This window comes from Novosphingobium profundi (genome assembly GCF_020524485.1).
Lineage (GTDB): Bacteria > Pseudomonadota > Alphaproteobacteria > Sphingomonadales > Sphingomonadaceae > Novosphingobium > Novosphingobium profundi_A.
Genome location: NZ_JAIVLF010000003.1, coordinates 96302 through 118591, shown reverse-complemented (window position 1 = coordinate 118591; position 22290 = coordinate 96302). Strand labels below are relative to the sequence as shown.

Below are 22290 nucleotides of genomic sequence, written 5' to 3'. Positions count from 1 at the left end.
TGTTCCGCGGATAGTGTTGTCTTCTCGCCCGTTTGAGCATAGCAGGCGAAAAATACATCCTGATTGGGACATCATGGTCTTAATTGGAAATATCGTCAAGGAGAAGGAATTCGTGACGTCACATGCACCAACGCTCGGGGCACTGCTTCGAAGCTTGCGTTCGCGCGAAGGTTGGACGCTCAAGGAAATGAGCGAAAAGAGTGGCATACCGGTGTCGACGCTCTCGAAAGTGGAGCATGATCGACTGACCTTGACCTACGACAAGCTTCAGCAGTTGAGCCGACGTCTGGGTATCCGCATGTCCGAGCTCTTCGCCGAGGAGCCGGAAGACACGAGTGCCCAGGTGACGGCCCGGCGCAGCATGGGCGACCTTGAAAGCGCAGTACGGGTAGAGACGCCGAACTACGACTATTACTATCTGTGCACCGAATTGCGCCGGAAGCGCATGATCCCGGTGCTCACGAAGATACGTGCAAAGTCCGCGCAGGAATTTGGCAAGCTCGTTCATCACAGCGGCGAGGAGTTCATCTACGTCCTCAAGGGCAAGGTCATCATCCATACCGAATTCTACGATCCGGTCACGCTCGAACCTGGACAGGCTCTCTATATCGATTCGAGTATGGGTCATGCCTATGTTGCGGCATTGGATTGCGACGAGGCGGAAGTGCTTGGCGTGATGTCCAGTTCGGACGAGGACCTGATGGAATCACTGCTCAATATTCACGAGCAGGAAAACGCTGCTTAGGAGTACGATCTAGATCGGCAGCGCCCGCGTGTCTTTCACGCATTTGAGGGCGAAGCTGGAATTGGCAGCATATAGTCGCTGTCGCCGCTCATGGAGAAGCACTCGATGATCTTCGGGTGTTTCCTCATGCTGGTTGGTCAGCTTGATATGGGCGAATACGTTGACGTTCAGCCCCAAGGCTGCGGCGTCGAGCAGCACCGCTCGGCCGCGGATGACGCCTTACAAAGGGATAGGGGCGTAGCTGCGGGGGGATCGGAAAGAAAACGACTACACCTTGATCAAACTTGTGATCCGCTGGCTCCGTCTGGGGTGGTCCCCTCCCCGAAAGCGATTACGGAATAGCTACATTGCCGTCAGGACCCAGATTCGGCAGCTACCTACCGATTGCCATTCCAAAGCGGAGATTCCGCAACCGGCCCGTCGATGGCGCTCTGGATAGGGGGCTTCGAATACAGCGGCCATCCTTTATAGATTGAGGCGAAAAGGCAGGGCTGCGCTCGACAGTTTGGGGAGCCCGAGGGCAATGGCCCTCGGAAACTACTTTTTGTCCTGTCTTCTCGAAAAAGATCGGGCGATTAGATTCCGCCGAAGACGGCGGTGCGCCCCAGCGCCTGAAGGCCGGTGGTGAGGTCGCGAGTGCAGGCGGCGAGGTCGTCGGCTTCGGTGGAGCGCACGACGAAGTTGGCGCCGGTGCGGCCTTCGCCCCAGAACGGGTAGGAGCCGATCTGGCAGGAGGGGTGGGCCTTTTCGGTCTCGCGCAGGAGCTCGGCGACTTCGCTCTCGCCGACCCAGCAGCCGATGGTCTCGGACAGGAGCGGCGCGCCGCCTTCGAGCGTGCCGGTCAGCGCATCGAGCATGCCTGCCGTGATGCTGGGGACACCGGCCATGATGAAGATGTTTTCCGCGCGGATGCCCGGGGCGCCGGTGTAGCGGTTGGGGATGAGGCTCGCGCCTTCGGGCGTGCGAGCCATGCGCAGGCGCGCTTCGGTGAGGCCGCCGCGGGTGGTGTAGTACTCTTCGAGGATTGCGCGCGCCTCGGGGTGGACGATGGCGGGCACGCCCAGAGCTTCGGAAATGGCATCGACGGTGATGTCGTCGTGCGTGGGGCCGATGCCGCCAGTGGTGAAGAGGTAGTCGTTGCGCGCGCGCAGGGTGTTGACCGCCTCGACGATGGCGTCGGTCTCATCCGCGACGACGCGCACTTCCTTCAGGCGGATGCCCTGGATCTGCAGCCAGGTGGCGACTTGCGCGATGTTCTTGTCGTGCGTGCGTCCCGAGAGGATTTCATCGCCGATGACGACGAGGGCGGCCGTGTAGATTCGCGAAGGAGTAGGCATGTCCCCTCGCTAGGCCAAATGGCCGCAGGGGGCCAGACCCCGCAGGCGCAAGGGCCTGTTTCGCGCTGCGAAAAATGGCTCTGACCGCAGGGCAAAAAAAAGGCCGGCCCGAAGGCCAGCCTATGGAAGTTTTTTGGGAGAGGATGCCTGAAAGGCGCATTCTGTATGCGCCGGGACGGGCTTCGCTGCAAATGCGAAAAAAGCTGGCAACATTGCGTTCTGCGCAATCGAATGGTGCATGAAATGCGTCTTTCCTCGATCTTAACCTGCCAAGTATCTGATTAGTAGCCCTTATTCTGCATCGTGCAGATACGAAAAAGGACCCCGCGCCGGGCGCGGAGTCCTACCAAGTTCGACTATAGTATTACGCCTGGGCGATGGCGCCGAACAGATCGTGCTCGTCGGCGTCTTCAATGTGCACTGCAACGATGTCGCCCGGAGCCAGATTCGGGTCGACGTCGCGCAGGTACACAGCGCCGTCAATCTCCGGCGCGTCGGCCTGCGAGCGGCCGGTTGCACCGACATCGCCATCCTCGTCGGGCGCACCGACCTCGTCGATGATGACGGGGAGTACGCGGCCGATCTTGGCCTGGAGCTTGGCCGCGCTGATGGCGGCGGTCTTCTCCATGATGCGCGCGTAACGCTCTTCCTTGACCTCTTCGGGTACGGCGCCCGGAAGGTCGTTCGCGGCCGCGCCTTCGACGGGTTCGAAGCGGAACGCGCCGACACGGTCGAGCTGGGCCTCGTCGAGCCAGTCGAGCAGGTACTCGAAATCGGCCTCGGTCTCGCCGGGGAAGCCGACCACGAAGCTGGAGCGGATTGCGATGTCGGGGCAGATCTCGCGCCAGGAGCGCAGGCGGTCGAGGACCTTGGCCTCGTTCGCCGGGCGCTTCATCGACTTGAGGACAGACGGCGCGGCGTGCTGGAAGGGAATGTCGAGGTAGGGCGTGATCAGCCCCTCGGCCATCAGCGGGATGACCTGGTCGACGTGCGGGTAGGGGTAGACGTAGTGCAGGCGCACCCAGGGGCGCTGGCCGCTGGCGTCGGTCAGCTGACCCAGCTCGCGCGCGAGGTCGGTCATGTGGGTGCGGACCGCGTGGTCCTTCCAGGTGCGTTCCTCGTGGCGCACATCGACGCCATAGGCCGAAGTGTCCTGGCTGATGACGAGCAGCTCGCGCGTGCCGGCCTGGACCAGCTTCTCCGCCTCGCGCAGGACCGCGTCGATCCGCCGACTGGCGAGCTTGCCGCGCAGCGAAGGGATGATGCAGAACGAGCAGGCGTGGTTGCAGCCCTCGGAAATCTTGAGATAGCCGTAGTGGCGCGGGGTCAGCTTGATGCCGCCATCGGCGCTGTCGGTGGTGAATTCGCCGCCGCGCGCCTGGGGGATAAGATCGACGTAGGGCGAAAGCTCCGGCGGGGCTGCGTCGTGGACGGCGCCCACCACGTCCTCGTACTGGTGCGCGCCGGTGATGGCGAGCACGTCGGGGAAGCGCGCGCGGATCGCATCGGCCTCGTTGCCCATGCAGCCGGTGACGATCACGCGGCCGTTTTCGGCCATCGCTTCGCCGATCGCGGCAAGGCTTTCCTCCTTGGCGGAATCGAGAAAGCCGCAGGTGTTGACGAGGACGACGTCGGCACCCGCATAGTCGGGGCTCATCGTATAGCCGTCGGCACGCAGACGCGTGAGGATACGCTCGGAATCGACGAGCGCCTTGGGGCAGCCGAGGCTGACCATGCCGACCTTGGGCGGAGAGGGAATTTCAATAGCCATGGGATGGGGCGCCCGATACGCGCTTTGCGGCGCGGAGTCACGCAAAACGAACGCTTGGTCGCGACCTGTGGAGTTCACGAGGGCCAAGGCCTTGTTTCCCAAGGCTCAGGCTGCAAGGACAGGGCAATTCCGAAGAACGAGGAAAGAGATGGGTCCTGTAAACTGGCTGGCAGTGGTGCTGGCGACGATCGTGGCGATGGTCATCGGCCTGTTGTGGAATGGCCTTCCGCTGCAGGAGAGGCGCTTTCAGCCGCGTCCGGCCCGCCGCGTGGGGGCCTATGTCGGGGTCACGCTCGCCTGTTTCCTCGCGGCAGCCATGTTCGGCCATTCCTTTGCCCGGATCGGCGCGGCAACGCTGGAGGCCAAGCCCTGGCTCTACTTCATGCAGACCGGCGGCATCGCGCTCGCCTTCGTGATCCCGGCGGTGTGGATCACCAATTCGCGCAACCGCACCCAGGCGCCCCAGTTCCTGGCGGACTGCCTGTTCTGGCCGGTGATCTACCTTGCGATGGCGGTGGTGTTCTGGCTCTTGGGCTGAGGCTCCTGACCGGGATCAGGGTCTGGGATCGTCCTCTTCCCAACCCGTGGAGCTGATCTCGACGATGACATCGCCCGGCTCCAGCGTGTGCGCCTCGTCCTGCCAGAAGCCGATGGCCCTGGTGCCGCGATAGATGCGAAGGCCCTTGCCGGTGGTGATCTCGGCGAGGGGGCGCCCGATTTCGCCCTTGGTAACGGGGCGCTCGACAAGCTGGACCCGGCCGGTGACCGAGGCGAGGTCGGAGAGGTATTCCGAGATATGCTTGCCCTCGGCGGAACCCGCCAGCAGCAGACCTGTGAAGCGCACCGGGTTGATGACGTTGTCCGCGCCGGCCTGGCGAGCGAGCAATTCGTTGTCGTCCGCACGCACGACCGCGGTAATCGGCACCTTGGGCGCCATGTGGCGGGCGGTCAGGATGATGAGGATGGTGGTATCATCGCGCCCGGCCGAGACCAGGACCGTGCGCGCGCGGTTGATGCGCACCGCGCTCAGCGTCTCGTCGCGGGTGGCGTCGCCCTCCAGCACGTTGCACCCCGCCTGTTCGGCCAGCGCGAGGCGTGCCGGGGAGGGGTCGATGACGACGATGCACGAGGGGTCGGTGTCGCGGGCGATCAGCTCGGCCACCGCTTCGGAGCCGCTGACGCCGTAGCCGAGCACGACGATATGGTCCTCGAGGCGTTCCTGGATGCGCTTCATGCGCCACTTCTCCCAGCTGCGCTTGATGATGAAATTGTAGGCCGTGCCGACGAAGATGTAGATGACGGCCAGCCGGATCGGGGTGACGATGATCGCTTCGACCAACCGCGACTTGTCGCTGACCGGCGCGATGTCGCCAAAGCCGGTCGTGGTGATCGAGATCATCGTGAAATAGACGACGTCGAGGAAGCTGACTTCGCCATCGAAGCTGTCGCGCAGGCCATCGCGGTCGAGCCAGTGGACCAGCACGACGATCGAGATCAGCGCGAGCGCCGCCCCGATGCGCAGCGCCACGTCCGCCCAGACCGGCACGGCGAGCGCGCGGCGCAGCGGCTTGAACATGGCGGGAAGGGGGCGTCGCCGGGGGCGCTGTGATTTCAGCATGGGGCCAAGGCTTAGGGAGCCTTGGGCAATTCGTCCACCGGGTTCACCGGCGTGCCGTCGTGGCGAATCTCGAAGTGGAGCTCGTTGCCTTTCGCTTCGCCCGTATCGCCGACGAGGCCAATGCGCTCACCCTTCGCGACGTTGGTGCCGTTCTTGACGGTGATGCGGCTGAGGAAGGCGTAGGCGGTGAACCAGCCCTCGCCATGGTCGAGGACGACCAGGTTGCCGAACTGCTCCTTTTCCAGCCCCGCAAACCGCACGGTTCCAGCTGCAGCGGCGCGCACCATCGTGCCGCGCGCGGCCTTGATGTCGAGCCCGTCGTGGTAGTCGCTCCCGGTCTTGAAGCCCTTGGTGATCGGGCCTTTTACCGGCCAGAGGAAGCGAGCGTTCGTGACAGGGGCTGCGGGCCTGGGCGCCGTGTCTGCCTGCGCAGGCGCCGGACTGGCCTTGGCCGCGACAAGCGAGGGAATGACGAGTTCCTGCCCGGGCCGCACGGGGGCATCCGGTTCAACCCCGCTGGCGACGGCAATGGCGTCCCAGGGCACGCCGTATTCAAGCGCGATGGAGAAGCCGCTGTCGCCCTTGGCGACGGTGTGGCGGCGGGTGCGCGGAATGGCGAGGCGCTGGCCGACCTTGACGACGTAGGGCGGCTCGAGCCCGTTGGCCTCGGCGATCAGCACGCGCGCGACGCCGGTGCGCTGGGCGATGCCGCCCAGCGTCTCGCCGCTCTTCACGAGGTAGGTTTCGCCCTTGAATTCGGGGGCGGCCTGCGTCGCCGGAGCGGGAGCGGGAGCGGGAGCGGGTTGCGTCTTGGGAGCCTGTGTGCCCGGAATGGTGAGCGTCTGCCCGATACGCACCACATAAGGCTCGGCAATGCCGTTGGCCCGGGCGAGCTCGGCCGGGGAGACGCCGGTGCGGTTGGCGATGCCGTTCAGGGTCTCACCCGAGGTGACCGTGTAGGTGCGCGCCTCCCGGGGGAGCGGGGCTCGGGGCGTGGCGGCGCTGCGCGGGATGGTCAGGCTCTGGCCAAGGCGCACGATATAGGGCGGCTCCAGCCCGTTGGCGCGCGCCAGCGCGTCGGGCGAGATTCCTGCGCGGTTGGCGATGCCGTTGAGCGTTTCGCCGGGCTCGACGACATGCGTGCGTTCCTGAGACGCAGGCGCGGCAACGGCGACAGCGGGCAGGGCCAGCGCGAGGGCCAGCGCCCCGGTGAGATGCCTCATGCCTCGAAACGCTGGGCAAGCGCGGCGAGCGAGGCCTCGTGCGTCAGGTCGAGCTGGAGCGGGGTGACCGAAACGAAGCCTTCCGAGGTGGCTTCAAGGTCGGTGTTGGCGCCGATCGTGTGCTCGATGCCCTGAAGGCCGAACCAGAAGTAGGGGAAGCCGCGCGGATCGACCGATTCGATCAGCGTGCCGCGCGCGTAGTCGTGGAAGCCCTGACGCACGACGCGCACGCCCTTCACGTCCTTGCCCGGCAGCGCGGGGAAGTTGACGTTGAGGAGGGTGCGCGGGGCGAACTCGGCATCCATGAGAGGCTTCAGCACCTTGGCCCCCCATTCCTCGGCGGCCGAGAAGCTGACGTCGTGGCCGGAATCGTTGCGGGCGATGAGCTGGCTGAGCGCAATCGCGGGAATGCCCGCCATCGCACCTTCCATCGCCGCCGAGACGGTGCCCGAGTAGGTAATGTCATCGCCCAGGTTCGCGCCGCGATTGACGCCCGAGAGGATGAGGTCGGGCTTGCCGGGCATCACCTTGCGCAGCGCCATCGTCACCGAATCGGTGGGCGTGCCCGTGACCGAAAAGCGGCGCGGGGCATGTTCGCGCAGGCGCACCGGCCGATTGAGCGTGAGCGAGTGGCCCGCCCCCGACTGCTCCTCGCTCGGCGCGCAGATCCAGATGTCGTCCGAAAGTTGGGCGGCGATCTTCTCCAGCACATAGAGTCCGGGGGCGTTGATGCCATCGTCGTTGGTGAGGAGGATACGCATGGAAATCTCGCAAGGGCAGTCGGTGATAGGTCGGGGGCGGGAAGGGCGGGGCCCGCTGCAGGGGCCCCGTCACCTGCCTCAGCTGCGCGGGGTGAGGACCTCGAGGCCGCCCATCCAGGGCTTGAGCACGTCAGGCACGCGCACCGTGCCGTCCTCCTGCTGGTAGTTCTCCAGCACGGCGACAAGGGTGCGGCCCACGGCAAGGCCCGAGCCGTTGAGCGTGTGCAGGAACTCGGTCTTCTTGGAGCCTTCGGGCTTGTAGCGCGCGTTCATGCGGCGGGCCTGGAAGTCGCCGCAGTTCGAGATCGAGCTGATCTCGCGGTAGGCGCCCTGACCGGGCAGCCAGACTTCAAGGTCGAAGGTCTTCTTCGCGGTCGCGCCCATGTCGCCGCTGCACAGCAGCACCTTGCGGTAGGGGAGCTCCAGCGCCTGGAGGATGCCTTCGGCCGCAGCCACCATCTTCTCGTGCTCGGCTTCGCTCTCCTCGGGGCGGCACACGGTGACAAGCTCGACCTTCTCGAACTGGTGCTGGCGGATGAAGCCGCGCGTGTCGCGCCCCGCCGCGCCCGCCTCGGAGCGGAAGCAGGGGGTGAGTGCGGTCATGCGCAGCGGCAATTCCGCGTTGTCGACGATCTCACCTTGCACCGCATTCGTCAGGGAAACCTCGGCGGTCGGAATCAGCCAGCGGCCATCGGTGGTCTGGAACAGATCTTCCGAGAACTTGGGCAACTGGCCGGTGCCGTAGGCGGTCTCGTCCTTGACGAGCAGCGGCACGTTGCATTCCATGAAGCCGTTCGTTGAGGTCTGCGTGTCGAGCATGAACTGCGCGAGCGCGCGGTGGAGACGCGCCATCTGGCCCTTGAGGAAGGTGAAACGCGCGCCCGAGATCTTGGCGCCGGTCTCGAAGTCGAGGCCGAGCGCGGGGCCGATGTCGGCGTGTTCCCTGGGCGTGAAGGCGTAGGTGCCCGGCGTGCCCCACTTGGCGACTTCGACGTTGTCGTTCTCGTCCGCGCCCTCGGGCACCTCATCGACGGGGATGTTGGGGAGCGCGGCCAGCAGCTCGTTGAGCTGCGCGGTCACCGCCTTTTCCTCGGCCTCGAGCGCGGGCAGGCTTTCCTTGAGCGCGGCGACTTCGGCCTTGAGCGCCTCGGCGGTCGCGGTGTCGCCCTGGCCCATGGCCTTGCCGATGGCCTTGGACGCCTCGTTGCGGCGGCTCTGGCCTTCCTGCGCGCGGGTGGCGAGCGCGCGGCGCTGCTCGTCGAGGGCCAGGATCTGGGCGGACTGCGGCTCCACCGAGCGACGCGCCATGCCGGCGTCGAAGGCTGCGGGATTCTCGCGGATCGAACGGATATCGTGCATGGGGCGGGCTATGCCGCCTCCGCCGTGCCGGCGCAAGCGGGAGAACGCGCCTGTGGTGCAGGCGTCAGTCTCTGGGACAGGTGCGAATCCCCAGGAGCGTATAGAGCGGGCAGATCCGCACGAACCCGGTGACGAGCGGGATCACGCCGATCCAGCCCCACGGCGTCTTGGGTCCAACAAAAACCAGCGCGATCAGAACGATACCAAGCGCGATGCGAAGCAGGCGGTCGATCCCGCCGACATTGGCCTTGAACATGGCGTATCTCTCCCAAGGAATGATGGGAGGCAGGATACACCAGGGCGCACGAATGCCTATTGATGTCGCGCAATCTGCAAATATCGGGAAAGTCGCCTTGGTGCGAATGTCGAAACCATCCGGTGAGGATGGTGGGCGCGACAGGGATTGAACCTGTGACCCCACCCGTGTGAAGGGTGTGCTCTACCGCTGAGCTACGCGCCCGCTACCAAGTGCGGAAGGCGCCACTAGGCGATCCAAATGGGCTTGGCAAGCCCTCTTTTTCATCGCTTGATTGACAGGGGCGCAAGGGGCTCTAAATCGCACCCCATGACCGAAGAGACCACTGCCGGCCCCGACGTGCCGCCCGATCACATCGCGATCAACCCGCGCAGCCCGCACTTCGATGCGGAGAAGCTGCAGCGCGGCATCGGTATCCGCTTCAAGGGTACCGTGCGCACCAACATCGAGGAATACTGCATTTCCGAAGGCTGGGTGCGCGTGCAGGCGGGCCGTTCGCTCGACCGCCACGGCAACCCGCTGACGATCAAGCTGAAGGGCCCGGTCGAAGCCTGGTACGAAGACCTCGGCGACGACGCTCCGGTGGCCAAGGCATGATTGTCTGATTCGTAAGGTGCTGTCCTCGCCGGACCTCAGAAGGCTCCGGCGATGATGGTGCCGATCGGATCGGAGCGGGACGAGGAGGCGGCCCTGATCGTCTTTGTGTCTTCGCTCCGATTCGCCGATGCGGCCTCCATGCGCGCAAGCTGCGTGTCGGGGCTCGCGTTGTAGATGAAGCCATCGACCGGCCAGTGCGAGGCGCCCAGCGTCTGCGACGGGCCGTACCAGATGCGCACTTCGCTCCAGTCGCCCATGGGCGACACGTCGAGCGCGGCCACGTCCCGCTCGACCTTGCCGGGGTAGGACCAGTTTGCGTGGGTGAGCAGCACCGTGCGCGAATCGATCACTTCGCTCACCATCGCAACATGGCCGTTGTGCGAATTGCCGTGCGGCCGGATCGCCATCACGGCCCCGACGCGCGGCGTATGGCCCCTCGCATAGCGCCCCTTGGCCTGCGTCCACCAGGTATAGGCATCGCCCGAAAGGCGGATTCCGGAGACTTCGCGGGCGAAAGGCACGCATTCGAGCAGGCCCGAGGCGGCGTGCCCGCGCACCTCGCTGATGTCGGCGCGGGCCCCGGCAGGGGCCGTGAACAGACCCCAAGCGGCGAGGCTGAAGGCCATGCAAAGCGCTGATCGGGCGGCGAATGTCCGTGCGGTGCGATGTTCCGTCATGGCTCCGGGTTTGCCCGGAGATAGTTATTCATGGACTGTCAGGTTCGGTTAATGGGCGGGTAAGAATTTGCCTTGCCTGCGCACAGTTCTTGCCAAACCGCTCCGAAGTCCCCAATCGGGTGGGAATCATGCTTCCACAAGTCATCATCATCGGCCGACCCAACGTCGGCAAGTCCACGCTGTTCAACCGGCTCGTCGGCAAGCGCCTTGCGCTTGTGGACGATCAGCCGGGCGTGACGCGCGACCGTCGCTTCGGCGATGCGCACCTTCTCGGCCTCGATTTCACCATCGTGGATACCGCCGGGTGGGAGGACGACGAGGCCGAAACGCTGCCCGGGCGCATGCGCCAGCAGACCGAGGCCGCACTCGCCACCGCGGACGTGGCGCTCTTCGTGATCGACGCGCGCGCCGGGCTGACCCCGCTCGACGAGGAAATCGCGCAGTGGCTGCGCGCCTCGCCGGTGCCGGTCATCCTCCTTGCCAATAAGGCCGAAGGGCGAGCGGGCGAATCGGGCCTGCTTGAAGCCTATTCGCTGGGCTTGGGCGATCCGGTCGCGATCTCGGCCGAGCATGGCGAGGGCATGGGCGACCTCTTTGAAGGTCTGCTCCCTCATCTCGAGCCGCTCCAGCCGCCCGAAGAGGACGAGCTGGAGGAAGAGGACGAGGAAGCGCTGCTGCGTGGCCCCCTCAAGCTGGCCATCGTCGGGCGTCCCAACGCGGGCAAGTCCACGCTCATCAACCGCTATCTCAAGGAAGATCGCCTGCTCACCGGCCCCGAGGCCGGGATCACGCGCGATTCGATCGCGATCGACTGGGTCTGGCACGATCCCAAGGCGGACGAGGACCGTGAGGTGCGCCTGATCGACACGGCGGGCATGCGCAAGAAGGCGCAGGTCACCGAGAAGCTGGAGCGCCTCGCCGTCCAGGACGCGCGCCACGCGATCGACTTTGCCGAAGTCGTCGTGCTCGTCCTCGATGCGACGCGCGGGCTTGAGCACCAGGATCTCAAGATCGCCTCGATGGTGCTCGAGGAAGGCCGCGCGCTGATGATCGCGATCAACAAGTGGGACGTGGCCGAGGACGCCAGTTCGCTGTTCAACGGCATCCGCGATGCGCTCAACGAAGGCCTGGCGCAGGTGCGCGGCGTGCCGCTGATGGCAATCTCAGGCCGTACCGGAAAGGGCCTCGACGATCTCATGGCGGCGGCCTTCTCGATCCGCGAGGCGTGGAGCCGCCGCGTGCCGACCTCGGCGCTCAACCGTTGGTTCGACGATGCGCTGTCGGCCAACCCGCCGCCGGCTCCTGGCGGCAAGCGCATCAAGCTGCGCTACATCACGCAGGCCAAGACCCGTCCGCCGGGCTTCGTCCTGTTCGGGACCCGTCTCGACATGCTGCCCGAAAGCTACAAGCGCTATCTCATCAACGGGATCCGGCGCGAGCTGGGCTTTGATGCGGTGCCGATCCGTCTCAACCTGCGCAGCGCGAAGAACCCCTTCGCAACCAAGAAGTAAGGGCGCAGGACCTCACACGAAAAAGCCCCCCGGAAGCCGCGCTTCCGGGGGGCTTTTTCGTGCGCAGGGTCCGCCGGTCAGCCCGGGTGGGCTTCGGCCTCGCGGCGGGCGGCGTCGGCCTCCTCCTCGCTGAGCGCGGTGTCGAGCGGGCGGCGCGCTTCCTCGCGCTGCTCGCGCACGATGTTCCACATGGCGATGAACAGGGCCGCGATGACAGGCCCGACGATAAAGCCGTTGAGGCCGAAGAGCTGGAGTCCCGAGAGCGTTGCGATCAGCACCACGAAGTCGGGCAGCCGCGTGTCGCGCCCGACGAGGATCGGGCGCAGGACGTTGTCGATCATGCCGATGATGAACATGCCCGCGAGGATCAGCACCACGCCCTGCCAGACAGCGCCGGTGGCGAGGAGGTAGATGGCGACCGGCACCCACACGAGCCCGGTGCCCACGGCCGGAAGCAGCGAGAGGAAGCCCATGAGGACACCCCACAGGAGCGCGCCCTCGATTCCCAGCAGCGAGAAGATGATCCCCCCGACAAGCCCCTGCATGACGGCGACGACCACCGTGCCCTTCATCGTCGCGCGCACGACGACGGTGAAGTGGGCAAAGAGCGAGTCGCGCATCTTGGGGCGCAGCGGCATCGCGCCGCGCACGAGCTCGGTGTAGCGCTGCCCATCGCGCAGCAGGAAGAAGGTGAGGTAGAGCATGACGCCCAGCGCGGCGAGGAAGCTGAGCGCGCCCTGGCCCAGCACCAGCGCCTGCGAGGCGACGGTCTGGAGCCCGGTGGTCACGCTCGATCCGAACATGCGGCGCAGTGTGTTGAAGTCGGTCAGGCCGTACTGGCGGATGAACTGGAGTATGCTGTCGGGCAGTGACCCCTCGATCTGCTGGAGCATGCCCGGGATCGAGATGTCGCCCGCCTTGATCTTGGCGTAGAGCGCGGAGGCCTCGTTCACGAGGCTGATGCCAAGCACGATGGTGGGCAGGATGACCAGCGCCAGCAGCAGGATCAGGACCAGGGCTGCGGCCAGGTTCTTGCGCCCGCCGAGTGCGCCTGCGAGCTTGCGGGTCATGGGCTCGAACATGATCGCGGCGACCACGCCCCACAGTACGGCTCCGAAGAAGGGCGCGACCAGGTAGGCAAAGGCGAAGGTCACCAGCACGAGAAGGGCGACGTAGCCGCCGTCCTCGACTTCAAAGGCGGGCTTTTTCTTTTCGATCATCGGATGTGTGCGCTCGTTCGTGAAGTTGCCGGCCTGAACAACACGGCCGTGCGAAAGTCGCGCCAAGGGTGGATTTTTTCACGGCGAGGCGCAAGACTTGGCGCGTCCGAAGTATGGGGAGAACGAGTGTGGTCGCAAAGCGTTGGATGCTGTTCGTGGCAAGCGCCATGGTCCTGAGCGTGCCGTGCGCGCAAAGTGCCCTGGCGCAGGAGGCTCCCGCGACGGCTAGCGCCGTTCAGGCCGGGCCCGAACGTGGCTTCGTGCCCAGCGACCTGTTTCGCCTCCAGGGCGTGACCGATCCGCAGATCTCGCCCGATGGCAAGCAGGTGGCCTACGTGCGCCAGGCCGCGGACATCATGACCGACCGCGCCGTGCCCTCGCTCTGGCTGGTCGATGTGGCGAGCGGGGCGCAGCGCCCGCTGGTTGCGGGCAAGGGCGCGCACTTCGCGCCGCGCTGGTCGCCCGATGGCGCGCGCCTGGCCTATATCTCCAGCGATGGCGAGGGCGCTCCGCAGTTGCACGTGCTCTGGATGGAAGGCGGCGCGGATGTGGCGGTGACGGGCCTGCCCGACAGTCCGGGCAGCCTCGCCTGGTCACCCGATGGCTCGCAGATCGCCTATGCGACGCGGGTTCCGGGCGAGGGACTTTCGCTGGGCTCTGCGCCCTCGGGCAAGCCCGAAGGGGCGCAGTGGGCCGAGCCGCTCGAAGTCATCGACAAGGTTACCTACCGCAGCGATGGCGGGGGCTACGTCAAGCCGGGCACGGCGCATGTCTTCGTGGTTCCTGCAACCGGCGGCGCGCCGCGCCAGCTGACCTTCGGCAACTTTGCAGATGAGGGCGCGCTTGCCTGGAGCGGGGATGGCACGCGCATCTTCTTTACCGGCAACCGCAAGCCCGACTGGGACGTGAAGCCCTCCGACCGCGAGATCTACGCCGTCGATTTGGCGAGCGGCGTCGTGAGTGCGATGACGAGCCGGTTCGGTCCCGACGCAGGCCCGCTGGTATCGCCCGATGGTAAGCGCATTGCCTACTTTGGCTTCGACGACGCGCTCCACTCCTACACCAACACCGAGCTTTACGTGATGAACGCCGATGGCAGCGCCAAGCGTTCGCTGACGGCAGGCCATGATCTCAGCATCGATGATGCAATCTGGGTGGGCAATTCGACGCTCTACGTGCTCTATGATGAGAAGGGCGTGCGCAAGGTCGGCAAGCTGGGCCTCGATGGATCGCTCAAGGTGCTGGTCGAAGGGCTGACGCAGGGCGGGCATTTCGACCGGCCCTACACGGGCGGCAGCTTCTCGGTCTCGAAAGGCGGGCGCATCGCCTATACCGCGAATGGCACTGACCGCCCGGCGGATCTGTGGGTCAGCGACGGGGGCGGGAAGGGTGAGCGTCTCACTGACCTCAACGGTTCGTGGATCGACCACAAGGCGATGGCGCCGGTGCGCAAGCTGGCCGTGACCGCGCCCGACGGACGGCCCGTCGATGCCTGGCTGGTCACGCCGCCAGGGCTCCAGCCGGGTGAGAAGGCGCCGCTGATCCTGGAAATCCACGGCGGCCCGATGGCGGCCTACAGCGGGACCTTCTCGACCGACGACCAGCTTTACGCAGCGCACGGCTATGCGGTCCTCTACACCAACCCGCGCGGCTCGACGTCTTACGGGGAGGAGTTTGCCCGGCTGATTGACCGCAACTACCCGGGGCCCGACTACGAGGACCTGATGGCCGCGGTCGACGCCGCGATTGCGGACGGCGTGGCGGATCCTGACAACCTTTTCGTCACCGGCGGCTCGGGCGGGGGCGTGCTGACCGCCTGGATCGTGGGCAAGACCGACCGCTTCAAGGCCGCGGTCTCGCAGAAGCCGGTGATCGACTGGGGCAGCTTCACACTGACCTCGGACGGGGCGCCGGTCTACCACGATCATTGGTTCGACAAGCCGGTCTGGGAAGAGCCGATGGTCTACTGGAAGCGCTCACCGCTCAGCCTGGTGGGCAACGTGACCACGCCCACGCTCGTGGTGGTCGGCGCGGAGGACTACCGTACGCCGGTCAGCGAATCGGAGCAGTATTATACTGCGCTCAAGATCCGGGGCGTGCCGACCGCGCTGGTGAAAGTGCCCGGCGCCAGCCATGGCGGCATCGCGGCGCGGCCCTCGCAGTCGGCGGCCAAGGCCTCGGCCATTCTCGACTGGTTCGACCGCTACCGCACCGATACTACTGCGGCACAGACGCCTACGCCTGGCGCTGAATAGCGGCGAGTTCGGCGCCCAGGGTGCGGACGAGATCGGCCGCGCCCATAGGGCGCAGGCGGGGCGCGCCGGTTCCTGCCCACTGCGCGCCGTAGCCGGTCTCCCCGACGGCTTTGGCGGCGGCGTTGAGCGCCTTTCCGGCATCGTAGGCGCGCGGATAGGCAGGCACGTCGGGCAGGCCGGGAATGTCCGCCAGAGCGGTGAAGTCGTTGGCAAGGCAGCGCGCGGGCCGGCCCGAGATGAGGTGGGTCATCACCGTGTGATACGCCGCATCGGAGGCAAGGCGCGCGCGGTAGGCCCCGTCGCTGGCGCTTTCGGGGCAGGCGAGGAAAGCGGTGCCCATCTGGACGGCGGTGGCCCCGGCCTGGAGCGCGTCGGCGATGCCGCGCCCGTCCATGATGCCGCCCGCCGCGACGACGGGCAGTTCGCCCCAGGCGACAAGATCGGCAAGGAGCTGCGCGGTGGAGAGCTGCGCGTCCTGCGCCTCGGGATCGAATACGCCGCGATGGCCGCCCGCTTCCCAGCCTTGCGCGATCACCATGTCGATCCCGGCCCGGCGTGCCGCTTCGGCCTCGGCGCGCGAGGTCACGCTGGCGAGCAGCCGCGCGCCTGCGGCTTTCAGTGCGGCAATCGCGGGCGCTTCGGGCAGGCCGAAATGGAAGCTGACGACGCGCGGGGCGGCAGCCAGAACGACGCTGAGCATGGCCGCGTTGCCGGTGAAGCTGTCGTAGATGGTGGAGAGCGCTGCGGGCGGTGTGGCGCCGAAGGCGGCAAAGCGCGGGCGCAGGGCGTCAAGCCAGGCAGCCTCGCGGGCAAGGTCGACGGCCGCAGGCGCGTGGGCAAAGAGGTTGACGTTGAAGGGCTGGTCGGTGCGGCTGGCAAGGTCCGCCAGCGCCGCGGCGGCTCCGGCCGGATCGAGGTGGCCGATGGCGAGCGAGCCGAGCGCACCGGCGCGGCAGACTTGCGCGGCCAGGGCGGGCGTCGAGGTGCCCGCCATCGGGGCCTGGATCAGCGGAAGGGCCAGATCCAGGCCTTTGCAGAAGTCTATCATCGCGCGCGGTGCGTCCGGTTCGTGTCGGCTCAGGCCTGGGCCGCCTCGCTCTGAAGCTGGCAGTAGTTCTGCAGGCCCATGCGCGCGATCATGTCGAACTGCTTTTCGAGGTAGTCGACGTGCTCTTCCTCGCTCTCGAGGATGCGCTCGAAGATTTCGCGGCTGACATAGTCGCGTACGGCTTCGCAGTGGGCAATCGCTTCCTTGAGGAGCGGGATGGCGTCATGCTCGAGCGCGAGGTCGCACTTGAGGATGTCTTCCACGTCTTCGCCGACGCGCAGCTTGCCGAGCGCCTGGAAGTTGGGGAGGCCGTCGAGGAAGAGGATCCGGTCCGCCAGGATGTCGGCGTGCTTCATCTCGTCGATGGACTCGTGGCGCTCGTAGTCGGCGAGCTTCTTGATCCCCCAGTTGTCGAGCATGCGGTAGTGCAGCCAGTACTGGTTGATCGCGGTAAGTTCGTTGAACAAGGCCTTGTTCAGGTAGTCGATGACCTGTGCGTCGCCCTTCATGGCGCATCTCCTGCTGGGAATTTGCGCACGAGTATGATCGCCCAAAAGCGTATGGGCAAGGCAAGGCAATCGATTTTTACCCGCCTGTCCCGAGACGCGGGCAGGCTTTTTGCCAGTCTCTCAGCAGAATAGGAGAGACTTCAGGCGGCCGCGGGGTAGCTGGCGGCTTCCACTTCCTCGGCGATGATCTCTTCGGCCTCGTCGAGACATTGTCCGCATTGGGGCTTGCGGCCCATGGCGGCGTAGACGGCTTCGGCATCGCCGTTCATACGCCGGGCGGCGCAGCGCAGGTCCTTCTCGCGGATGGCATTACAGATACATACGTACATGAGCGAATCCTCGTTGAGGTCCACTATACGCATGTGAGAATGGATCGCAATAGTATTGCTAACGATTCTTAGAAGCCGTTATGGAGCCAGCGTTTTTCGACCAGTGAACGCCACAGCCACTCCAGCGGACCGCGCCGGAATCGCGTGAGGAATGGCGCGCTCAGCCCCAGCATGAGCGCCCAGCCCAGAAGCACGAAGGGCACTTGCGCGGCGGGCCCGAAACGGGCGAACAGGCCCAGCCCCCAGCCATAGAAGATCGCGGTCATGACAAGGCTGGTGGCGATGTAGTTGCTGAAGGCCATGCGCCCCGTCGCGATCAGGCGTTGCCCGAGACGCGTGGGCGCAAGGCGGGGCGTGGCATGGACCAGCAGCGCGGCGTAGCCCATCGCGGTGAGGAGGTGGGGGAGCGCGAGGCCCCAGGACAGGGCTGCCTCCATTGCGACCGGCGGGAAGTCGTGGGCCAGGGCCCAGGCCGTGAACGTGGCGCTGAAGGCAAGGCCGCTCAGGCCGCAGGCAAGACCTGCGTAGAGCCGCAGCTTGACCGCCTTTGCCGGATCGAAGAAGCCGCTGCGCACCAGCACCATGCCCAGCAACATGAGCGGAAGCGTCTCGGAAAAGATGTTCCAGGTCATGCTGACCTGCCAGAACGGACGCTCGCGCAGCTTGGTCAAGGCAAGCTCGAGGTAGGGGTAACGCGCCTCGGCAAGATCCTCGGTGATCCCGGCGCGCACCGCCTCGAACCAGGCGGCGACGCTCTTGGCCTGCGCCGCGCTGGCATGACCCTCGCGAAGGGCCGTCTCGGCGCGCACGAGCGGGGCCAGTTCGAACAGTCCCCACAAGTGCCAGCCATAGAAGAGCGCGAGCGCCACGATCACCAGCGTACGCGTGGGCAACGGGCGAAGCATCAGGGCGGCGAGGCCGCACAGCGCGTAGACAAAGAGGATATCGCCCCACCACAAGAGAACATAGTGGAGGAAGCCGAAGCCCAGCAGCCAGGCGAGGCGTCGCACCTGCAGGACATCGCCGTCCGCCCCGCGCCGCTCCGCACTTTGCCAGAACAGCATCACGCCCGCGCCAAAGAGCAGCGAGAAGAGCGCGCGCATCTTGCCCTCGAAAAGGACGAGCGAGACCGCGAAGGCGGCGTTGTCCCAGGAAGAGGTGACGAGGGTATGGGCGCGGGTCAGTGCCGGGCTGATTGTCCCGGCAAGTGGACCTGCAAACCCGGCGATGTTGATGGCAAGGATGCCCAGCACCGCGACGCCGCGCAGCAGGTCGAGCGAGAGGAGCCGCGCTCCGGCGGCGACCTCCTCGGGTGAGGGGGCGCTGGGGCTGGGGCTGTCCGCGATGGGGTCAGTTCCGGGTCACGAGGCAGTCGTACCCGCCCGCCTTGAGCTTGGCGCAGGCCGAGCTCGCTGCGCTGCGCGAGGGATAGCCACTGGCGAAGAGTACGGTCAGCCGTCCGGCCGGTTCGGTGCGCCTGGCGGTACCCTGGATCTCGGGGCGGGTGCGCACCTTGCTCCAGAGCTTCTGGGCATTGCCCTCGACTCCGAAGGCGCCGAGTTGCAGTTCCCAGGGGCCTGTCATGTCCGGTGTGGCCGATGTCTTGGAGGTGAGGGCGGTCGTGGCAACCGGTGGTCGCGCCTGTGAGGCAGGCGTTGCTGTGTCGCTGCTGGGCGCGAACGCGACGCCGGGCGCGGGCCATGCGCTGGTTGCAGGTGCAGGGGGCGTGTTCCCGGCGGCCGGGCGGGCGTAGTCGGCGCCTGCCTCGGCGGCGCTTGCACTGCGGGCACGCGCCGCAGCTTGCGTGAGAGGATCGGCCTCGCGGGATGCCGTTTTCGCCCCCGGAGCGGTCTCCTGCGAAGGGCCTGCAAGTTCGTTCGTGGCGGCCTGGCGTGTGCGCTCGGCCCGGCTCTCCTGCGCGAGTTGGCCCGCGCGCACGATGCCTTGCTGGCGCTGTTCGAGCGGAATGTAGCCGTCCATCTGCGCGAGGGCCTTGCCGGCCTGCGGGAGCCCGTCCTGGCGGGCCAGTGTCAGCAGGGCATAGGCCTCGACCCAGTCCTTGGGCACGAAGTCGCCGTTGAAGTGGGCAATGCCAAGGACGTACTGGGCGCGCGGATCGCCGCGCCTGGCGGAGGCCTCGATGTAGGGCAGGGCCGCCTCGCGTTCGCCCTCCTGGAAGAGCAGCAGGCCATAGATGTCGGCGGCCTGGACGTGGCCGAGCGCGGCGGCACGCCCGTAGAGGCTGCGCGCCTGGTCAAGATCCTCGGGGACGCCGCGTCCCAGTTTGTAGGCTTGGGCAAGGTTGAACAGGGCGTCGGGATCGTCCTTCGCGGCAAGAGGCTGCCATAGGACGACAGCCTCGGCGTAGTTTCCGGCCGACCAGGCATCGACGCCCGCCTTGACGTCTGCGCGCGCCGCAGCGCCTGTGTCCTGCGCCGCGTGTGCGGGCGGGGACACGGCGAGCAGCGCCAGTGCGGCGAATCCCCCCGTGAGCGCGCGACGAAGCGGCAGGTGGGGGCGGCGGCGGTGGATCAAGGCAGGTCCCTTCGCGAATCTCATGGCGCAAGCATAGGAGGGCGCGCGACTTTTGTCCTCGCCTGCGGAGTCGCAGGTGCCTGCCCGCAATCTGCATGGTGCCGGTAAAGGCCGAGTTAGGGGAAAAGTCCCCGGCAAAAGCCGCGAAAAAGCCGGGCTGCACAGGCCGGGTGTGCAAAATTTACGCTGATTAACGGTAAATTAGGAACGGTCTGCGATTCCAGTTCCCGACATTCTTCAGACCCCGCTTCGGGGTTTTCGTGGGGGACCGACTTTGCGAGTACTGGCACTGGCTTCACAGAAGGGCGGATCGGGCAAGACGACTCTGTCCGGTCACCTTGCCGTTCAGGCGCAGCGTGCCGGCGCAGGACCGGTCGTTTTGATCGACATCGACCCGCAGGGCTCGCTCGCCGACTGGTGGAACGAGCGCGAGGCCGAGCTGCCCGCCTTTGCGCAGACCACCGTTGCGCGCCTTGCCAACGATCTCCAGGTGCTTCGCCAGCAGGGCTTCAAGCTCGCGGTGATCGACACCCCGCCGGCCATTACCATGGCGATCCAGAGCGTCATCTCGGTGGCCGAGCTGATCGTCGTTCCGACCCGCCCGAGCCCGCACGACCTGCGCGCCGTGGGCGCGACTGTCGATCTGTGCGAACGTGCCGGCAAGCCGCTGATGTTCGTGGTCAACGCGGCAACCCCCAAGGCGCGTATCACCGCCGAAGCCGCAGTCGCGCTCTCGCAGCACGGTACGGTGGCCCCGGTCACGCTGCACCAGCGCACCGATTTTGCGGCCTCGATGATCGACGGGCGTACGGTCATGGAAGTGGACCCCAACGGTCGCTCCTCGCAGGAAGTGGGCGCGCTGTGGAACTACATCGCCGACCGCCTGGAAAAGAACTTCCGCCGCACCGTCTTCGCCGCGCCCGGCCAGAGCGCTCCGGCACAGGGCATGGCCCGCCCGGTTGGCGGTTTCGGTCGCCGCGTCGCGGGCTCGTAAGAGCCCTCGCACCCGCGCCCATCGACGAGGAGCTGCCGGATGTCCCGAGTGAACCTTTCCCCGCGCCAGGCTGGTCTTGCCGTCTGTTCCGCGCTTGCCGCGTCCCTCCTGGGCGGGTTCGTCAGCCACGCCGCGCTCGCGCGCAGCGAGGCGGAAGCCGTGTCGAGCGAGGCTTACGCCGCAGAGGTCTCCAAGGACATCCTCAAGGCCGAGAAGCGGGTCGAGCGGTCGTTCGAATCGGCCTCGCGCCGCAGCGACCTCGCGCATACTTATCTGGCCGCTGGGCGCTTCCAGTCGGCCGAGACGACGTTCCGCGACGCGCTCGCGCTGGGCGATGAGGACCCGCGCACCGCGCTCGGCCTCGTCCTCTCCAGCATCGGCGCCGGACACAATGCGGATGCGCTGCGCGTCTTGGCGCAGTGGCGTGACCGCATCCCGGCGAGCGATCTTGGTCTGGCCGTCGCGCTGGCAGGGCGTCCGAGCCAGGGCGTCGCCATTCTCACCGATGTCGTGCGCGGCGGGGAGAACACCCCCAAGTCGCGCCAGAACCTTGCCTATTCCTATGCCCTGAGCGGCCAGTGGGCGCAGGCCCGCATTATCGCCTCGCAGGACGTTCCGGGCGACCAGCTCGATGCGCGTCTGGGCGAATGGGCCCGCAGCGCGCGCGATGCCGACAGTGGCCTGCGGATTGCAGGGCTGCTGGGGACGCCGCTCGATGTGCGTGATCCCGGCCAGCCGGTGGCGCTTGCCCTGAACGGCCGCCCCGACGGTGCGGCTCTCGCCAAGGCCGACGCGGTGCCGCAGTCGCTGGCGATGCAGGATGCGCCGGTCAAGGCAGAGGCCGAGCTTCCGGCTCTCGCGGCTGCCGCGCCGATGGCTTCGACCCTGCGCGGTCCAGCCAAGGCTGACATCGAATCCATTCCGGCGCCCAAGCCCGAGGCCGTCCTTGCCGTGGCGCCCGAGACCGCCGGTTCGGTCCGCTTCGTGTCGACGCCTGTCGTCCAGCGCCTTCCCGAAGTGCGCATGGGCCGTTCGGCTCTGGCCAAGGCTCCGGCGAAGATCGCTGCTCCGGTCCGCACCGCGTCGGCGCAAAAGGCGGCGGACGATGGCACGCATCTCGTTCAGCTTGGCTCGTTTCGCACGATGGAAGGCGCCGAGCGCGCCTGGGGCATCTTCGTGGCGCGCGATCCGCGTCTCAAGAACCACACCATGCGCATCACCGAGGCCGAAGTCGCCGGGCGTCGCTACTTCCGCGTGGCCGCCGAAGGTTTCGATGGGCGCGCGGCCAAGTCGATGTGCGCGGCGGTGAAGAACCGCGGCGGTGGCTGCTTCGCCTACGCCGAGACGCGCCCGCTACCCGGTGCGCTCCTTGCTCGCAATTCAAGCGGTCCGCGCCACGCGCGCCGCTGACCCGTTTCTAGCAGTTCCATGTGAACCTGAAGGCCATCGTCCCCCCGGGGACGGTGGCCTCTTTTTTGGGCTGGTGAAGCGGGCCGGAATTTCAAGGGGCCATCGCCCCTTGACCCCGGAATCGGCGACCTCACC

Annotated in this window: 22 protein-coding genes and 1 tRNA gene; 7 read left to right on the top strand and 16 right to left on the bottom strand. The window is 66.6% G+C overall.

Annotated features, from left to right (window positions below):
- Positions 1 to 73: 73 nt before the first annotated feature.
- Positions 74 to 745, top strand: a complete 672-nt coding sequence (locus tag LC060_RS06825; protein ID WP_226633884.1) for a helix-turn-helix domain-containing protein — start codon at positions 74 to 76, stop codon at positions 743 to 745.
- 35 nt (positions 746 to 780) lie between these two features.
- On the opposite strand, the gene LC060_RS21115 is transcribed toward LC060_RS06825, so the two are convergent.
- The 3 genes from LC060_RS21115 to rimO form a co-directional block, all read right to left on the bottom strand.
- The gene (locus tag LC060_RS21115) at positions 781 to 873 is read right to left on the bottom strand and encodes an Lrp/AsnC ligand binding domain-containing protein (RefSeq protein ID WP_413465093.1); all 93 of its coding nucleotides are present in this window, start codon (positions 871 to 873) and stop codon (positions 781 to 783) included.
- 447 nt (positions 874 to 1320) lie between these two features.
- On the bottom strand, positions 1321 to 2082 hold the full coding sequence (locus tag LC060_RS06815; protein ID WP_226633880.1) for a competence/damage-inducible protein A: 762 nt from the start codon (positions 2080 to 2082) through the stop codon (positions 1321 to 1323).
- Positions 2083 to 2446: 364 nt separating this feature from the next.
- Positions 2447 to 3853: a 30S ribosomal protein S12 methylthiotransferase RimO gene (gene rimO, locus LC060_RS06810; RefSeq protein ID WP_226633878.1), complete on the bottom strand. Its 1407-nt coding sequence runs from the start codon at positions 3851 to 3853 to the stop codon at positions 2447 to 2449.
- Between the two features lie 148 nt (positions 3854 to 4001).
- Between rimO and LC060_RS06805 the strand changes: the two genes are divergently transcribed.
- Complete coding sequence (locus LC060_RS06805; RefSeq protein WP_148627749.1) at positions 4002 to 4391, top strand: DUF1761 domain-containing protein; 390 nt, start codon at positions 4002 to 4004, stop codon at positions 4389 to 4391.
- Between the two features lie 15 nt (positions 4392 to 4406).
- Here LC060_RS06805 and LC060_RS06800 read toward each other — a convergent pair whose 3' ends face one another.
- The 6 genes from LC060_RS06800 to LC060_RS06775 all read right to left on the bottom strand — a co-directional run bounded on the left by LC060_RS06800 (position 4407) and on the right by LC060_RS06775 (position 9274).
- Positions 4407 to 5471 carry a potassium channel family protein gene (locus LC060_RS06800; protein ID WP_226633876.1) on the bottom strand — a complete coding sequence of 355 codons (1065 nt, stop codon included), beginning with the start codon at positions 5469 to 5471 and terminating at the stop codon, positions 4407 to 4409.
- Positions 5472 to 5482: 11 nt separating this feature from the next.
- Complete coding sequence (locus tag LC060_RS06795; protein WP_226633874.1) at positions 5483 to 6694, bottom strand: LysM peptidoglycan-binding domain-containing protein; 1212 nt, start codon at positions 6692 to 6694, stop codon at positions 5483 to 5485.
- Positions 6691 to 7455, bottom strand: coding sequence for a 5'/3'-nucleotidase SurE (gene surE, locus LC060_RS06790; protein WP_226633872.1), 765 nt, complete (start codon positions 7453 to 7455; stop codon positions 6691 to 6693). Before surE ends, LC060_RS06795 begins: the two co-directional genes overlap by 4 nt.
- Before the next feature lie 78 nt (positions 7456 to 7533).
- Positions 7534 to 8814: a serine--tRNA ligase gene (gene serS, locus LC060_RS06785; RefSeq protein ID WP_226633870.1), complete on the bottom strand. Its 1281-nt coding sequence runs from the start codon at positions 8812 to 8814 to the stop codon at positions 7534 to 7536.
- A gap of 64 nt (positions 8815 to 8878) precedes the next feature.
- Positions 8879 to 9070 (bottom strand): DUF2892 domain-containing protein, encoded by a 192-nt coding sequence (locus tag LC060_RS06780; RefSeq protein WP_039391330.1) that lies wholly within the window; start codon positions 9068 to 9070, stop codon positions 8879 to 8881.
- Between the two features lie 129 nt (positions 9071 to 9199).
- Positions 9200 to 9274 (bottom strand) — tRNA-Val (locus LC060_RS06775).
- 105 nt (positions 9275 to 9379) lie between these two features.
- Between LC060_RS06775 and LC060_RS06770 the strand changes: the two genes are divergently transcribed.
- Complete coding sequence (locus tag LC060_RS06770; RefSeq protein ID WP_039391332.1) at positions 9380 to 9667, top strand: DUF3297 family protein; 288 nt, start codon at positions 9380 to 9382, stop codon at positions 9665 to 9667.
- Between the two features lie 35 nt (positions 9668 to 9702).
- On the opposite strand, the gene LC060_RS06765 is transcribed toward LC060_RS06770, so the two are convergent.
- Entirely contained in the window at positions 9703 to 10293 is a 591-nt protein-coding gene (locus LC060_RS06765; RefSeq protein ID WP_226633868.1) for a CHAP domain-containing protein, read from the bottom strand.
- 179 nt (positions 10294 to 10472) lie between these two features.
- Between LC060_RS06765 and der the strand changes: the two genes are divergently transcribed.
- Positions 10473 to 11855 (top strand): ribosome biogenesis GTPase Der, encoded by a 1383-nt coding sequence (gene der, locus LC060_RS06760; RefSeq protein ID WP_226633866.1) that lies wholly within the window; start codon positions 10473 to 10475, stop codon positions 11853 to 11855.
- 77 nt (positions 11856 to 11932) lie between these two features.
- Here der and LC060_RS06755 read toward each other — a convergent pair whose 3' ends face one another.
- Entirely contained in the window at positions 11933 to 13075 is a 1143-nt protein-coding gene (locus LC060_RS06755; protein ID WP_226633865.1) for an AI-2E family transporter, read from the bottom strand.
- 167 nt (positions 13076 to 13242) lie between these two features.
- On the opposite strand from LC060_RS06755, the gene LC060_RS06750 reads away from it, so the two are divergent.
- Positions 13243 to 15330, top strand: coding sequence for a prolyl oligopeptidase family serine peptidase (locus LC060_RS06750; protein WP_413465101.1), 2088 nt, complete (start codon positions 13243 to 13245; stop codon positions 15328 to 15330).
- On the opposite strand, the gene LC060_RS06745 is transcribed toward LC060_RS06750, so the two are convergent.
- The 5 genes from LC060_RS06745 to LC060_RS06725 all read right to left on the bottom strand — a co-directional run bounded on the left by LC060_RS06745 (position 15311) and on the right by LC060_RS06725 (position 19751).
- Complete coding sequence (locus LC060_RS06745) at positions 15311 to 16375, bottom strand: nitronate monooxygenase (protein WP_319005419.1); 1065 nt, start codon at positions 16373 to 16375, stop codon at positions 15311 to 15313. The genes LC060_RS06750 and LC060_RS06745 overlap by 20 nt on opposite strands.
- A gap of 32 nt (positions 16376 to 16407) precedes the next feature.
- Positions 16408 to 16887 carry a bacterioferritin gene (bfr, locus tag LC060_RS06740; RefSeq protein ID WP_226633862.1) on the bottom strand — a complete coding sequence of 160 codons (480 nt, stop codon included), beginning with the start codon at positions 16885 to 16887 and terminating at the stop codon, positions 16408 to 16410.
- A 140-nt stretch (positions 16888 to 17027) separates the two neighbouring features.
- Positions 17028 to 17216 carry a bacterioferritin-associated ferredoxin gene (locus tag LC060_RS06735; protein ID WP_039392418.1) on the bottom strand — a complete coding sequence of 63 codons (189 nt, stop codon included), beginning with the start codon at positions 17214 to 17216 and terminating at the stop codon, positions 17028 to 17030.
- Between the two features lie 68 nt (positions 17217 to 17284).
- Positions 17285 to 18469 (bottom strand): DUF418 domain-containing protein, encoded by a 1185-nt coding sequence (locus LC060_RS06730; RefSeq protein ID WP_226633860.1) that lies wholly within the window; start codon positions 18467 to 18469, stop codon positions 17285 to 17287.
- 97 nt (positions 18470 to 18566) lie between these two features.
- Positions 18567 to 19751 (bottom strand): SPOR domain-containing protein, encoded by a 1185-nt coding sequence (locus LC060_RS06725; RefSeq protein WP_226633859.1) that lies wholly within the window; start codon positions 19749 to 19751, stop codon positions 18567 to 18569.
- A gap of 274 nt (positions 19752 to 20025) precedes the next feature.
- Here LC060_RS06725 and LC060_RS06720 point away from each other — a divergent pair, with 274 nt between their 5' ends.
- Together LC060_RS06720 and LC060_RS06715 are read left to right on the top strand one after the other, a co-directional pair.
- Entirely contained in the window at positions 20026 to 20745 is a 720-nt protein-coding gene (locus tag LC060_RS06720) for a ParA family protein (RefSeq protein WP_039391344.1), read from the top strand.
- Between the two features lie 39 nt (positions 20746 to 20784).
- Positions 20785 to 22155, top strand: coding sequence for a tetratricopeptide repeat protein (locus LC060_RS06715; RefSeq protein WP_226633857.1), 1371 nt, complete (start codon positions 20785 to 20787; stop codon positions 22153 to 22155).
- Positions 22156 to 22290: the final 135 nt, after the last annotated feature.